General features: G+C 36.6%; 11 protein-coding genes. 7 read left to right on the top strand and 4 right to left on the bottom strand.

The genetic code is table 11. The annotated features are described in order from the left end of the window. The first annotated feature begins 43 nt into the window (after positions 1-43). Positions 44-3946 (top strand): phosphoribosylformylglycinamidine synthase, encoded by a 3903-nt coding sequence (gene purL, locus ACGH6P_RS03035; protein ID WP_411596710.1) that lies wholly within the window; start codon positions 44-46, stop codon positions 3944-3946. A gap of 51 nt (positions 3947-3997) precedes the next feature. On the opposite strand, the gene ACGH6P_RS03030 is transcribed toward purL, so the two are convergent. Next, positions 3998-5083, bottom strand: a complete 1086-nt coding sequence (locus ACGH6P_RS03030) for a 3-deoxy-7-phosphoheptulonate synthase (protein ID WP_411596709.1) — start codon at positions 5081-5083, stop codon at positions 3998-4000. 470 nt (positions 5084-5553) lie between these two features. Beyond that, positions 5554-6633 carry a 3-dehydroquinate synthase gene (gene aroB / locus ACGH6P_RS03025; protein WP_411596708.1) on the bottom strand — a complete coding sequence of 360 codons (1080 nt, stop codon included), beginning with the start codon at positions 6631-6633 and terminating at the stop codon, positions 5554-5556. Positions 6634-6753: 120 nt separating this feature from the next. Here aroB and ACGH6P_RS03020 point away from each other — a divergent pair, with 120 nt between their 5' ends. Next, positions 6754-8355 carry an NAD+ synthase gene (locus tag ACGH6P_RS03020; protein ID WP_411596707.1) on the top strand — a complete coding sequence of 534 codons (1602 nt, stop codon included), beginning with the start codon at positions 6754-6756 and terminating at the stop codon, positions 8353-8355. Between the two features lie 23 nt (positions 8356-8378). Then, positions 8379-8717, top strand: a complete 339-nt coding sequence (gene glnB / locus ACGH6P_RS03015; protein WP_065558663.1) for a nitrogen regulatory protein P-II — start codon at positions 8379-8381, stop codon at positions 8715-8717. 11 nt (positions 8718-8728) lie between these two features. Here glnB and ACGH6P_RS03010 read toward each other — a convergent pair whose 3' ends face one another. Next, positions 8729-9352 carry a hypothetical protein gene (locus ACGH6P_RS03010; RefSeq protein WP_267350443.1) on the bottom strand — a complete coding sequence of 208 codons (624 nt, stop codon included), beginning with the start codon at positions 9350-9352 and terminating at the stop codon, positions 8729-8731. A 342-nt stretch (positions 9353-9694) separates the two neighbouring features. Here ACGH6P_RS03010 and ACGH6P_RS03005 point away from each other — a divergent pair, with 342 nt between their 5' ends. After that, positions 9695-10309 carry a TfoX/Sxy family protein gene (locus ACGH6P_RS03005; RefSeq protein WP_267350444.1) on the top strand — a complete coding sequence of 205 codons (615 nt, stop codon included), beginning with the start codon at positions 9695-9697 and terminating at the stop codon, positions 10307-10309. Between the two features lie 122 nt (positions 10310-10431). On the opposite strand, the gene rhlB is transcribed toward ACGH6P_RS03005, so the two are convergent. Continuing rightward, a complete protein-coding gene (rhlB, locus tag ACGH6P_RS03000; protein ID WP_267350474.1) occupies positions 10432-11661 on the bottom strand; it encodes an ATP-dependent RNA helicase RhlB in 1230 nt (409 codons plus the stop codon). A gap of 154 nt (positions 11662-11815) precedes the next feature. On the opposite strand from rhlB, the gene trxA reads away from it, so the two are divergent. The 3 genes from trxA to gndA all read left to right on the top strand — a co-directional run bounded on the left by trxA (position 11816) and on the right by gndA (position 15397). Then, positions 11816-12142: a thioredoxin TrxA gene (gene trxA, locus ACGH6P_RS02995; protein ID WP_267350445.1), complete on the top strand. Its 327-nt coding sequence runs from the start codon at positions 11816-11818 to the stop codon at positions 12140-12142. 397 nt (positions 12143-12539) lie between these two features. Then, a complete protein-coding gene (rho, locus tag ACGH6P_RS02990) occupies positions 12540-13802 on the top strand; it encodes a transcription termination factor Rho (protein WP_025314498.1) in 1263 nt (420 codons plus the stop codon). Positions 13803-13981: 179 nt separating this feature from the next. Beyond that, positions 13982-15397, top strand: coding sequence for an NADP-dependent phosphogluconate dehydrogenase (gene gndA / locus ACGH6P_RS02985; protein WP_267350448.1), 1416 nt, complete (start codon positions 13982-13984; stop codon positions 15395-15397). Positions 15398-15456: the final 59 nt, after the last annotated feature.

The raw sequence follows: 15456 nt of genomic DNA, 5'->3' as shown, positions 1-15456 counted from the left end.
TCTATTTTTTTTACCTGTTTTTGGCTTAAAAAGAGTAATTAGCATGAAAATTTTAGCTGGTTCTTCTGCTGTATCTGCATTTCGTATTCATAAACTTCTCTCTGCTTGTTCTGAACAATCTATCCCTATTATGAGTGTTGAAGCACAATATTTGCATTTTATTGATTTGAAAGGTGAATTAACTTCTGCCCAGCAGCTAACCCTTGAGAAATTATTACAATACGGGCCGAAATCGGCTCAAATCACTATTTCGAACAAATCAAACAAAACGCTTTTTTTAGTTATACCAAGAATAGGGACAATTTCACCATGGTCATCAAAAGCCACCGATATAGCGCATAATTGTGGTTTACGACAAATTCAACGCATTGAGCGAGGCATTGCTTATTATATTCAAACGAGTTCACCGTTGACTGATATACAAAAAAACGAGTTTTTGGCATTCATTCATGATCGAATGATGGAAACAGTTTTGACTTGTCTGGAACAAACAGAACAGTTATTTAAAGTCGAACAACCTGTTCCTGTGACTACTATTGATTTGTTAGGTCAGGGGCGTAAGGCATTAGAAGCGGCAAATATTAAATTAGGCTTAGCGTTAGCGTCAGATGAAATGGATTATTTAGTTGAAAACTTCCAAAAACTCAATCGTAATCCAACGGATGTCGAACTTTATATGTTTGCGCAAGCAAATTCAGAACATTGTCGACACAAAATTTTTAATGCCGATTGGGTTATAGATGGTGAAAAACAGCCTAAATCGCTGTTTAAAATGATTAAAAATACTTATGAAAAGACACCCGATTATGTTTCTTCTGCATATAAAGATAATGCTGCGGTAATGGATGGCTCTCAAGTTGGACGTTTTTTTGCTGATAGTAGTAATCAAACCTACAGTTATCATCAGGAATATGCCGATATTTTGATGAAGGTTGAAACACATAATCATCCCACAGCGATATCACCTTGGCCAGGCGCAGCAACGGGTAGTGGAGGGGAAATTCGTGATGAAGGCGCAACCGGACGAGGCGCAAAACCCAAAGCGGGTTTAGTCGGATTTTCGGTTTCCAATTTGCGTATCCCCCATTTTGAGCAACCGTGGGAACACGATTTTGGTAAACCTGACCGAATTGTCAGTGCGTTAGATATTATGCTCGATGGCCCATTAGGTGGTGCTGCATTTAATAATGAGTTTGGTCGCCCTGCGCTATTGGGGTATTTTCGTACCTATGAAGAATACGTTAATAGCCACAATGGTTATGAGCTTCGTGGTTATCATAAACCAATAATGCTTGCTGGAGGCATGGGCAATATTCGTCGAGAACATATTCAAAAAGGTGAGTTTCCTGCTGGTTCTAAGTTAATTGTGTTAGGTGGGCCGGCAATGAATATTGGTTTAGGAGGTGGTGCGGCATCATCAATGACATCGGGACAATCTGATGCAGATTTAGATTTTGCGTCAGTGCAGCGTGATAATCCCGAAATGGAACGTCGTTGTCAGGAAGTCATCGATCGGTGTTGGCAACTTGGCAAAAATAATCCTATTTTATTTATTCACGATGTAGGGGCTGGTGGTCTATCAAATGCGATGCCAGAGCTGGTCAGTGATGGTGGCTGTGGTGGTCAATTTGAATTACGGAAAATTTTAAGTGATGAACCCGGAATGTCACCGCTAGAGATTTGGTGTAATGAATCACAAGAACGTTATGTTCTCGCCATTCACCCAGATAGTCTTGATGTATTTGATGAACTTTGTCAACGTGAACGCGCACCGTATGCGGTAATTGGTGAAGCTACGTTTGATAAAACGGTGACACTACATGATGAGTATTTTAATAATAATCCGATCGATTTACCTTTAGATGTTTTATTGGGTAAAACACCTAAAATGTTAAGAGAAGTCAAAACACAACAAGCACATGGCGAGAATTTTTCAACGGCTGATATCAATTTATATGATGCGGTTAAACGGGTTTTACATTTACCGACCGTTGCTGAAAAAACGTTTTTAATTACTATCGGTGATCGCACTGTTACTGGTATGGTTGCACGAGACCAAATGATTGGACCATGGCAAGTACCGGTCGCTGATTGTGCTGTGACAACGGCGAGTTTAGATAGTTATTATGGTGAAGCCATGTCAATGGGGGAACGGGCACCGGTTGCTTTACTTAACTTTGCTGCCTCGGCAAGACTTGCCGTGGGTGAAGCCATTACCAATATAGCGGCAACTAACATTGGCGATATCAAGCGAATTAAGCTTTCAGCTAACTGGATGGCTGCAGCAGGCCACCCAGGTGAAGATGCTGGACTTTATCATGCCGTAAAAGCAATTGGTGAAGAATTATGCCCAATATTAGGGTTGGCCATTCCAGTTGGTAAAGACTCCATGTCGATGAAAACCACATGGCAACAAAATGGTGAACAACAATCGGTAACCTCACCATTATCGTTAGTCATTTCAGCTTTTGCTCGTGTTGAAGATGTTCGTAAAACAGTAACTCCCCAATTACGAGTTGATGTTGATAATACTTTATTACTTGTTGATCTTTCCAAAGGTCATCAAGCACTGGGTGCGACTGCATTGGCACAGGTTTATCGTCACTTAGGGCAAAAAACAGCTGATGTACATGATGCTAAAGAGCTTTTAGCTTTTTATCAGGCTATCCAAACGCTTATCAATCAAGATGCGTTACTTGCTTACCATGATCGCTCAGATGGCGGATTAATTATCACATTAGCTGAAATGGCTTTTGCCAGTCATTGTGGGATTGATGTTGATATTGCAGCATTAGGTCACGATATGATTGCCACCCTGTTTAATGAAGAACTGGGTGCTGTCATTCAGGTGGCAAACGAGCATCTGGAAAGTGTCATGGCATGTTTTAATCAATATGGATTGTCACATACCGTTCATGTGCTTGGTGAAGCAAAGACGGGGCAACAATTTATTATTCGCAACAACTCAGCTGTAGTTTACAGTGAATCACGTACCACGTTACGAACATGGTGGGCTGAAACCACCTGGCAGATGCAACGTCTACGTGATAATCCACAATGTGCAGATCAAGAACATCAAGCGAAACAAAACGAAAGTGATCCTGGTTTAAATGTAAAACTTACCTTTGATCCTCAGAATGATATTGCTGCTCCTTATATAGTTAAAGGCGTTAAACCAAAAGTCGCCATTTTACGTGAACAGGGTGTTAATTCCCATGTTGAGATGGCTGCTGCATTTGACAGAGCGGGGTTTGATGCCATTGATGTACATATGACGGATTTATTAAAAGGTCGTGTATCATTGAGTCAATTTAGTACATTGGTTGCTTGTGGTGGCTTCTCTTATGGTGATGTTTTAGGTGCAGGTGAAGGTTGGGCGAAATCAATATTGTTTAACGAAAAAGTTCGACAAGAGTTTGAAACATTCTTTCAACGTGATAACACTTTATCATTAGGCGTCTGTAATGGTTGTCAAATGATGTCAAATTTGAAGGATTTGATTCCTGGTGCAGAATTATGGCCTCGTTTTGTTCGTAATGTATCGGAACGTTTTGAAGCTCGCTTTAGCTTGGTACAAATTCAACAAAGCCCTTCTTTACTATTAAGTGATATGGCAGGTTCGCATATGCCAATCGCAGTTTCACATGGTGAAGGACAAGTCGAAACGCGTGATCAAGCGCATCTAAATGCGTTAGAAGCATCAGGTTTAATTGCTGTTCGTTATATCGATCATTTTGGACAAGTGACCGAGCAATATCCAGCTAATCCTAACGGTTCACCAAATGGAATAACTGCTGTCACATCACAAGATGGTCGAGCAACGATTATGATGCCGCACCCTGAACGAGTGTTTCGAACGGTAACCAATTCATGGCATCCCGAAAATTGGGGAGAAGATAGTCCTTGGATGCGTATTTTCCGTAATGCACGTAAGCAACTAGGCTAAAAAAATCGCCGGCAAATTGTCGGCGATAGCATTTTATCTAAACTAACATGATTATGATTGTGGTGACTGTTTTTGTCGCTTAAGTAATGGTTTTCCTAAAAGAGTATTCATTTTTCGTAACAGCTGATCGGTTGTTTCCCAATTAATACAAGCATCCGTCACCGATACACCATATTTAAAGTTTTCTTTCGGTTGTTCGGAAGATTGATTGCCTTCGTTTAAATTACTTTCAATCATCACGCCAATAATAGCATTATTACCTTGTTCAATTTGGTCAATGATTGAGTTCGCAACAATGGGTTGATTTCGATAATCTTTATTAGAATTAGCATGGCTGCAATCAATCATAAGATTAGGTAGTAAGCCTGCTTTTTGCATTTGGATCTCACAGAGTGCAACATTTTCAGCATCAAAATTAGGTGCTTTACCACCTCGTAAAATGACATGTCCATTTGGATTGCCCAGTGTTTGAAGTACGGTAACTTGTCCTTGCTGATTAATCCCGACAAAACGGTGTGCCATAGAAGCCGATTTCATCGCATTTATAGCGACATCTAAGCTACCATCAGTCCCATTTTTAAAACCAACAGGCATTGAAAGACCCGATGCCATTTCACGATGAGTTTGTGATTCTGTTGTTCTTGCCCCAATTGCAGCCCAACTAATTAAATCACCAATATATTGCGGTGTGTTGGGATCGAGAGCTTCGGTCGCGATTGGTAACCCAATTTTGACAATATCAAGTAATAATTTACGTGCTTTTTTTAGACCAAATTCAATATCAAACGAACTATCCATATGCGGATCATTGATCATACCTTTCCAACCAACAGTGGTTCGTGGTTTTTCAAAATAGACACGCATAACAATAAATAGATTATCTTTAACTTCGTCAGCTAGTGTTTTTAACTTTTGTGCATATTCAATGGCAGCATCAGTATCATGAATAGAGCAAGGGCCGCATACAATTAATAAGCGGTGATCTCGGCGTTCTAAAATATCAACTATGGTTTGACGTGATGATGCAATTTGGGTTTCTAACTCAGGTGATAAAGGGTAAAGCGCTTTTATTTCTTCAGGGGTAATTAACATGTGCTCATCTCGAATTCGGACATTATTGAGTGTATCTTTTAACATTTTGCATTCCTTATGAGAGTCATTTAAATATTTCATATGTAAAATATTTATTACATAAACGGACAGTATGTAAACACAAAAATACAATGTAGTAAACTAAATTTTTTAAATCTTAAATAATAAAGATTGTTTTATGTGTTGTATCTATAAATTATCTGTTTTTTATAGATTACAATGAATAAATGGATAATGTTATTTTAACTGTAATTAATTTTTTACAACCTATATAGATTAATCGATATAGGTGTAATGACACAGGCTTTAAAACCTGCTGTTAATGTTTTGAATAATTGCAGGAGGGGAGTGATATTTCATTTATATTAATAAATTTTAAGGGGGAATATATTCGGTAATAAATCTCATTTTTATAAATAGACGCTAATAAAACCTGATAGTGACTTAACCACTCAATATTATTCGTGCATGGATTAATAACGATAAAAACGTTGCTATTAGTTAATTAGTTCAATTTATGTTCGCGCTATCGATTGTATGACTACATTTTTATCAATTCCATCAATCACTTCAGCATGACCAATCTGGGTTGGAATCACTAATCTCAGTTTGCCTGATAAGACTTTTTTGTCACGGAGCATGTGTGGTATATAAGATTCAATCGACATTTGTGTTGGTCTAACAACGGGTAGTTTGGCTTTTATAAGTAAATTTTTAATGCGATCGACTTCCGTCACTGAAAGTTTACCCAATATGGATGCAGTATGCGCAGCCATGACCATTCCCACACTGACTGCTTCACCATGTAGCCAATTGCCATAGCCAAGTTCGGCTTCGATCGCATGTCCATAAGTATGACCAAGGTTAAGTATTGCTCGCATATCTTGCTCGGTTTCATCTGCGGCTACCACTTTGGCTTTAAGCTCACAGCAGCGATAAATACAGTAACTTAGCGCATTTACATCTAAATTGAGTAAATCATTAATATGTAGCTCTAACCAATTAAAAAAATCACTATCTAAAATAATGCCATACTTAATCACTTCTGCTAAACCTGCCGAAAGTTCACGCTGTGGTAGCGTTTTTAGACAATGAAGATCAATGACAACTGCTTGCGGCTGATAAAATGCGCCGATCATATTTTTGCCCAATGGGTGATTAATCGCGGTTTTACCGCCTACCGATGAATCAACTTGGGAAAGTAACGTCGTGGGTACTTGGATGAATTTAATACCACGTTGATAAGCTGAAGCTGCAAATCCTGCTACATCACCAATCACGCCACCACCTAATGCAATCAGGATTGAATTACGGGTATGGTTATTGGCAAGTAACGCCGTTAACATCTTGTTCCATGTTTCCATCGTTTTGTATTGTTCACCGTCAGGAACAATAACACAATCTGTTTCAATGCCATGCGTTTTAAGCATGTCGATTAGATTTTGCAAATAAAGTGGTGCAATGGTTTCATTTGTTGCAATCATTACCCGTTGACCTGCTTGAAGTTTAAAATGTTCAAATTCATTAAGAAGGTTTTCACCAATAGTGATGGGATAGCTACGTTTTGCTAGTGCCACATTTAGAATTTTTTGCATAATTATTTCCAAACAAGTTCAAGTCGAGTTAATGTTGCATGTTAGCGATAAAAATGTGGCAGTGCAACATAGAATCATTTAAACTTATCGGCAATTTTGTTTTATGAAATTAAATTTTATATGGCTATATCTATTGTTTTAGCACAAAAAAATTGGCGTGTGGGTGATATAGAAGGCAATACTGAGCAGATTATCGAACTGATCAAGCACCATTCATGCCACGACCTAATTATATTCTCTGAACTGGCTTTATGTGGTTATCCACCAGAGGATCTTATTTTCCGATCCGATTTTAAAGCGCGTTGCCAAAAAGCGTTATTGTCTATTCAAGATGCAAGCAAGCAGTGTGCTGTTATAGTAGGTCATCCATCTTGGCAAAATGGAGAAATCTATAATTCACTTTCATTTTTTTCTGAAGGAAAACAGTTGGCTTGTTATCATAAGCAACTATTGCCAAACTATGATGTCTTTGATGAAAAGCGCTATTTTACAGCCGGAAATCAAAGCGGTGTTGTCTCTTTCAAAGGAAAGAAAATAGGTTTATTGATTTGCGAAGATCTTTGGCAAAATGATCCTATCGATCAGCTTAGTGAACAAAAAGTTGATTTGGTGATCACAATAAATGCTTCTCCTTATGATTATCAAAAACAGAAAAATCGTCAAGCATTGATCCAAGATCATGCTACACGAACACAACTACCGATTGTTTATGTTAATCAAATTGGAGGGCAAGATGAGTTAATCTTTGACGGCGGTTCGTTTGTTTGCAATGAAAAAGGTGAGATTGTTTGTCAACTTAATCATTTTGAAGAACAAATTACTCATTTTGAATTTGGTCTCGATCATCCAGCATTGGAAATTCGTCAGAATCATGATTTAGCTTCTGTTTATGATGCGTTAGTGCTTGCGACACGTGATTATATTACGAAAAATGGTTTTCAAGGCGCAGTATTAGGGCTTTCAGGAGGGATTGATTCTGCTTTAACACTCGCCATTGCGGTTGATGCGCTAGGTAAAGATAAAGTACAAGCGGTAATGATGCCGTTTCGATATACCGCTGATATCAGTATCGCTGACGCTAAAGAAGAAGCCGAAATTTTAGGTGTAGAATTTGATATTGTATCAATAGAACCAATGTTTGATGCATTTATGTCGTCTTTAAGTCCAATGTTTGCCGGTACACAAAAAGATACCACTGAAGAGAATTTACAAGCCCGTTGTCGGGGTGTCATTTTAATGGCACTTTCTAATAAACGTCGCAGACTGGTGTTAACAACGGGTAATAAAAGTGAAATGTCGGTCGGTTATGCCACGCTTTATGGGGACATGGCTGGCGGATTTGATGTACTTAAAGATGTTCCTAAAACCTTGGTTTTTGCATTATCCAAATATCGAAATACACGATCTTATGTTATTCCAGAACGCGTCATTACGCGTCCGCCTTCTGCCGAACTTGCACCTGATCAGAAAGATGAAGATAATTTACCTCCTTATGATATTTTAGATGGTATTTTAAAAGGCTATGTTGAGCAGGATCTTTCCATTGCAGAACTGGTTGAGCAAGGCTATGATGAATCAACAGTAAGACGAGTCATAAAATTAGTTGATATTAATGAATATAAACGACGCCAATCAGCAGTAGGGCCTAAAATTACGGCACGTAACTTTGGTAAAGGCAGACGCTATCCGATTACTTCTGCTTTTGGATTTAAGAATTGGTAATATCGAATAAAAGGCAAATAGAGATGAAAAAAATTGAAGCGATTATCAAACCCTTTAAATTAGATGACATTCGAGAGGCGCTTGCTGATCAAGGTATTACTGGTATGACGGTGACCGAAGTTAAAGGTTTTGGTCGCCAAAAAGGACATACCGAGCTTTATCGTGGTGCTGAATATATGGTGGATTTTTTACCCAAAGTAAAAATTGAACTGATAGTTCCTGATGATATTTTGGAAATGTGTATTGAAACAATTATGAAAACAGCACAGACAGGAAAAATTGGGGACGGTAAGATTTTTGTGTATAACGTAGAACAAGTAATACGTATTCGAACGGGTGAAATGGACGAGTTAGCAATTTAATTCATCAAATGTTACTGGATATCAGGGCGTTCTCGCCTAAGCAGTTCAGATGTGACGGCGCCTTGAATCGAACACATAAGTAAAGTCATACTGCCGTTTTTCTCAAGTAATAGCAATTTTTCAATCGTATTTGGTGCAGGAATCGTTTTCACACCAACAACAGTACCTGTATTAGTATGCCAAACTTGATTATCATCATTGAGGCTCCGAATTTTAGGATTGGCAATATAAAGCTGGTTATCTTCCATGTTTTTCCAGTTTAGATAATTTAATGTATTTTTGATCTGATTAATATCATTATCAATGATGAATCCCCAAAAATAATATTTGCCAATTTTGCCTAAATCCATTGCACTGTCATAGTAACCTTTTATGGTTAAATTTTTGTATTTGATAGGCAGCGAAAAATACATAAAATTTTTACCCGTATCAAATCGATTAGTGACAGGAATATAAGCCAGATTACCGTCAAAAATTTGGACATTGGTAAAACGTTTTAACTCATCTTTATTGCTATAAACAGTATTGAAAAAATTTGGATTACACAGGACGAACGAATCTATTAGTGGTTGTCGATCAGCAGATGCCACAAACGAAAAAAATAGAGAAAATAAACCAAAAATTTTTTTAATCATGATAATGGATAAAGACAAAATGAATTTAATAAAATCTACTGGAACAGATTGTATAATTATTAAGTCAGAATAACAATCTTTAAGCTACTTTTCTTTTGGAATTCTGGGGCGAAATACACCTAAAATTTACAATTGCAACACTTTTTTTGATATTTGTCAGTAATAACAATAAATCTTTCGATAATTAATAACTTTTGTCTAATTATGGAAGACAGATCGCAATATTGATTAATGGATACGAAAATTAGTTGGAGTATTGAGTAAAATACGATAGTTTTGATTTGATAATTAAGTTGGTTAAGTGATTTAGTACAGAATTAAGTAAAAAAATGGAAATAAAATATGAGTTCAACCTTTGCAAATCAAATATTAACAAAATTCTCTGGCTTTAGTGGCATTTCAATTAAAACCTTTTTTGGTGGGTTCAGCATTAGTAGCGATACAACAATGTTTGGATGGATAAGTCAAACGGATTTTTATTTAAGAGGACATACATCATACCGTTCATTCTTTATTGAACAAGGTATGCAACCGCTAACGTTATCATCAGGTGTTTTAACCAAATTACTTGATTATTATAAAGTTAAGGATGAGTGGCTCAATGATCTGCCAAAACTACATTCATTGGCTAAAATGGCAATTGAATATGCTAAACAAGAAAAACATGAAAAAAACGAAATAAAAACGAATCGAATAAAAGAGCTACCCAATATGACATTGTCATTAGAACGATTATTGTGTAGTGTTGGAATTAAAGATGTCGAGACTTATCGTAAAATAGGTTATTTAGAAACCTATCATAAAATTAAGTCTAAAAAAGCTGAAATCTCTAAAAATATTCTTTTTGTCTTATATGGTTCATTGCATCGATGCCATGTTGCATCATTATCAAAAACGACTAAAAATGCAATAGAGACTGCATATCAAGCTTTTTTAAAGCAACGAAAAAAAGACTAACATTTCAATCGTCATTTTTGGGTGTTAATTGCACAAATAAAATAATCACTATAGTTATCTAAAAAGCATTCCTGTTTAATGATAATTTTAGATAACTATATTTATGATGATCAAAAGATCAGTTATGAAGATGATCTTCTTCTAGGTGGACGTCTAAACGCTTTTGGCGCTGGTAAGTCAGTCAACAAGGCCGAAGGATCATATTGACTAACAGGGATTGCATGCGCAATGGCTTTTTCAATGGCTGGCAAATTTTGTGAGTATCGTTCACAAGCTAAAGAAATTGAATTACCTTCAGCACCTGCTCGTCCAGTACGACCAATACGGTGACGGTAATCATCGCAATCATCAGGGAGATCATAGTTAAAAACATGTGTTACATTCGGAATATGTAATCCCCGTGCTGCAACATCTGTTGCAACGAGAATATCAATATCACCTCGCGTGAATTGTTCCAAAATAGATAAACGTTTTTTCTGAGCAATATCACCCGTTAATAACCCAACTCGATGACCATCAGCAACCAAATGACGCCAGATTTTTTCACATGCAATTTTAGTATTCGCAAATATGATACAACGCTCAGGCCATTCTTCTTCAATAAGTGTTTGCAATAAAGCTAATTTATCTTCATTGGAAGGGAAAAATAGTTCTTCTTTAATACGATGCCCGATTTTCTGTTCTGGTTCCACTTCAACATATTGAGGATTATTCATATGCTCAAAAGCAAGTTCACGCACATTATGTGTCAACGTTGCAGAAAATAACATCGTTAAGCGTTTTTCGGGTGGTGTCATATGTTTAAAAATCCAACGTACATCTCGAATAAAACCGAGATCAAACATACGATCTGCTTCGTCTAGAACCACAACTTGAATTGATTCTAAATTGATATATTTTTGTTTAGCATAATCAATTAAGCGACCTGTTGTTGCAATTAAAATATCTACACCTGCGGATAACATTTTTAATTGTTTATCATAGCCATCACCACCATAGGCTAATCCTAATTTTAGCCCGGTTTCTTTAGATAATAACTCTGCATCATGATAAATTTGCACAACTAATTCACGCGTTGGGGCAATAATGATAGCCCTAGGTTGATTCGCTTTATGATCTGGCAAGGGTTGATGATTCAACAAGTAGTTAAATGTTGATGCCAAAAACGCCATTGTTTTGCCTGTTCCAGTTTGTCCTTGACCGGCGATATCAATTCCTTTTGTTGTAAAGGGTAAAGCTTGTTCTTGAATTGGAGTACAATAAACAAACCCTTTTTTCTCAAGTGCTTTAATCACTAATGGATGAAGCGGAAATTGATTAAATGTTGTTTTTGTTAGATAAGATTGAATCATTGTGGTTTTAAGTTTAATTATCGGAATAGTGGGATTATAACATATTAAACTTACGGTCATCACTAATAATTATACCCTATTATAATAATTACTAGCGAAGAAAACGAAAATATCCTAATATAAAACCATGTAATTCTATATTTGGAGAAAATAAATGAGCAATAATATTGTTTCTCTTTCTGAAACTACTTTTGATAATACAATCAAAGAAGCAACAAAACCTGTATTGGTTGATTTTTGGGCTGAATGGTGTGGGCCGTGTAAAATGTTAGCCCCAATTTTAGAAGAAGTTGCCCAAGAATATAGTGATAAAATTGTGATTGCAAAATTAGATGTGCAAGAAAACCCAAATATTGCACCGAAATTTGGTATTAGAGGCATCCCAACACTATTGATTTTTAAAAATGGTCAAGTGGTTGCAACTCAAGTTGGTGTATTGTCTAAAGCTCAACTTAAAAGTTTCATTGATGAACAACTTTAATGTTGTTTTAGATTTTTCGAATAAATTAATTTTAGTACCTAAAGCATAAAAAGAGTAATTAAATTGCGTATTACTCTTTTACTCTTTTACTCATTTACTTATTGTAATAATAATATTTACAAATTTATTAAAACAAACTGAATTTATTATAGACATATTACTGTTTTTAGTGTAAATTGCTAGCTCTTACGAAGACCCCTTTCTACAATTCATTGTTTTTCTTGATAAAGTGGTGAAAATTCTATATTCAGATATTAAATTATCATTAAAAGCTTCATAACAGATTGAATTTGTGTATTGTCAGAGAGAGAATTTTTTTATAAGTAAATGAAACGAATATACAAAAATAACATTAATTGCAAACATATCAATTTTATCCTCAAGAATTTTTAAAATTATGAATTTAACTGAATTAAAAAACACATCTGTTTCCGAGCTAGTAGCGCTTGGTGAAAAAACAATGGGGCTAGAAAATCTTGCCCGTCTTAGAAAACAAGACATTATCTTTGCAATCCTTAAACAACATGCCAAAAGCGGTGAAGATATTTTTGGTGATGGTGTGCTTGAAATTTTGCAAGATGGATTCGGATTTTTACGCTCAGCTGATAGCTCTTATTTAGCGGGGCCGGATGATATTTATGTCTCACCAAGTCAAATTAGACGATTCAATTTAAGGACTGGTGATACCATAGCAGGTAAAATCAGACCGCCTAAGGAAGGCGAGCGTTATTTTGCTTTGTTAAAAGTGAATGAAGTCAATCACGACAAGCCTGAAGATGCCCGCAATAAAATTCTTTTCGAAAACTTAACTCCACTTCATCCTAATTCTCGTTTACGAATGGAACGTGGGAATGGATCAACTGAAGATATCACCGCCAGAGTACTTGATTTAGCTTCGCCAATTGGTAAAGGTCAACGTGGTTTAATCGTTGCTCCGCCGAAAGCGGGTAAAACAATGTTGTTGCAAAATATTGCTCAAAGCTTAGCAGTTAATCACCCTGAGTGTGAACTGGTCGTATTGATGATTGATGAACGTCCAGAAGAAGTTACCGAAATGCAACGTTTAGTTAAGGGTGAAGTGGTAGCATCAACCTTTGACGAACCAGCAGCAAGACATGTTCAAGTTGCTGAAATGGTTATTGAGCGAGCAAAACGCTTAGTTGAACATAAAAAAGATGTCATTATTTTGTTAGACTCCATTACGCGTTTAGCTCGAGCTTATAACACAGTAGTTCCGTCATCGGGTAAAGTATTAACCGGTGGTGTAGATGCCAATGCGTTACATCGTCCAAAACGCTTTTTTGGTGCTGCTCGTAATGTCGAAGAGGGTGGGAGTTTAACGATTATTGCAACGGCGTTGATTGACACGGGTTCAAAAATGGACGAAGTCATTTATGAAGAGTTTAAAGGTACGGGTAATATGGAAGTGCATTTATCTCGTAAAATTGCTGAGCGTCGTGTATTCCCGGCTATTGATTTTAACCGTTCAGGTACGCGTAAAGAAGATTTAATGACTTCACCAGATGAACTACAAAAAATGTGGATCTTACGCAAGATTCTTAACCCTATGGGTGAAATCGATGCAATGGAGTTTTTAATTGATAAACTTGCCATGACTAAAACGAATGACGAGTTTTTTGAAATGATGAAACGCTCATGATTTTTATGATAGAAATGTTAAACCAGTAAAGTTATAAAAATGCCGTATTCTATGCTGATACGGCTTTTTTTGTGGCAAATATAGCATAATTTTATTTTATAAAACTTATTTAAAGTTTTGGATGTTGTTAAAAAACCTTATTAGAAAGGTTATATAAGATTAAATAAAGGAGCCAAATCATGTCTAAACAACAAATCGGTGTTATTGGAATGGCGGTCATGGGGCGTAACCTTGCGCTCAATATTGAAAGTCGTGGGTTTTCTGTTGCTATTTACAACCGTTCTAAAGATAAAACAGAGCAAGTTGTCGCTGAGCATTCCGATAAACAATTGGTTCCTTACTTTACGATTGAAGATTTTGTTAATTCTTTGGAAAAACCACGTCGTATATTAATTATGGTTCAAGCTGGTAAAGGGACTGATGCGGTGATTGATGAGTTACGTCCTTTACTCGATAAAGGCGATATAATCATTGATGGTGGTAATGCTTATTTTGAAGATACGATTCGCCGTAATAAAACACTCTCTGAAGAAGGATTTAACTTTATTGGTGCAGGTGTTTCAGGTGGTGAAGAAGGTGCACTAAAAGGCCCTTCGATTATGCCAGGCGGTCAAAAAGAAGCATACGAATTAGTTGCCCCAATCTTGGAAAAAATTGCCGCTAAAGTAAATGGCGAGCCTTGTGTCACCTATATCGGACCAGATGGGGCAGGTCATTACGTCAAAATGGCTCATAACGGTATTGAATATGGCGACATGCAATTAATTGCTGAAAGTTATTCTTTATTAAAACACGCAGTAGGTTTAAATAATGATGAGCTTGCTCAAGTTTTTACTGAATGGAACAAAGGTGAATTAGATAGTTATCTCATCGAAATTACGGCTGATATCTTTAAACATAAAGATAAAGACGGTAATTATTTAGTGGATGTGATTCTTGATGCAGCGGGTAATAAAGGAACGGGTAAATGGACTAGTCAAAGTGCTTTAGATTTAGGTGAACCCTTATCATTAATTACTGAGTCAGTATTTGCACGCTACCTTTCAGCAATTAAAGAGCAACGTGTTGTGGCATCTAAAGTTTTAAGCGGACCGAAGCAGGTTGCTTATTCGGGAGATAAACAAGCGTTAATTGAAAAAATCCGTAAAGCACTTTATATGGGTAAAATTATCTCTTATGCTCAAGGTTTCGCTCAATTAAAAGCCGCTTCTCATCAATATCAATGGAACTTGAATTATGGTGAAATTGCGAAAATCTTTAGAGCAGGTTGTATTATTCGTGCTCAGTTCTTACAAAAAATCACTGATGCCTATGCGGCGAATAACGAGATTGATAATTTATTACTCGCTCCATACTTTACGCAAACCGTTGAAGCTTATCAACAATCACTGCGTGATGTTGTGTCTTTAGCTGTACAACAAGGGATTGCTGTGCCGACATTATCAGCCGCTATAGCATATTATGATAGCTATCGTTCAGCAGTATTACCAGCTAATCTCATTCAAGCACAACGAGATTATTTTGGTGCTCATACTTATAAACGTACCGACAAAGAAGGTGTTTTCCACACTGATTGGTTGAATAATGAGTCATAAAATATAAAAAATCACTCCTGTTTGACAAAATAAAGTGCAAGTGAGTCTTGCACTTTTTC

Source organism: Gilliamella sp. CG25 (assembly GCF_046635705.1).
Classification (GTDB): domain Bacteria; phylum Pseudomonadota; class Gammaproteobacteria; order Enterobacterales; family Orbaceae; genus Gilliamella; species Gilliamella apicola_I.
The sequence above is the reverse complement of the archived record's forward strand: the minus strand, read 5'-3'. Positions and strand labels throughout refer to the sequence as shown.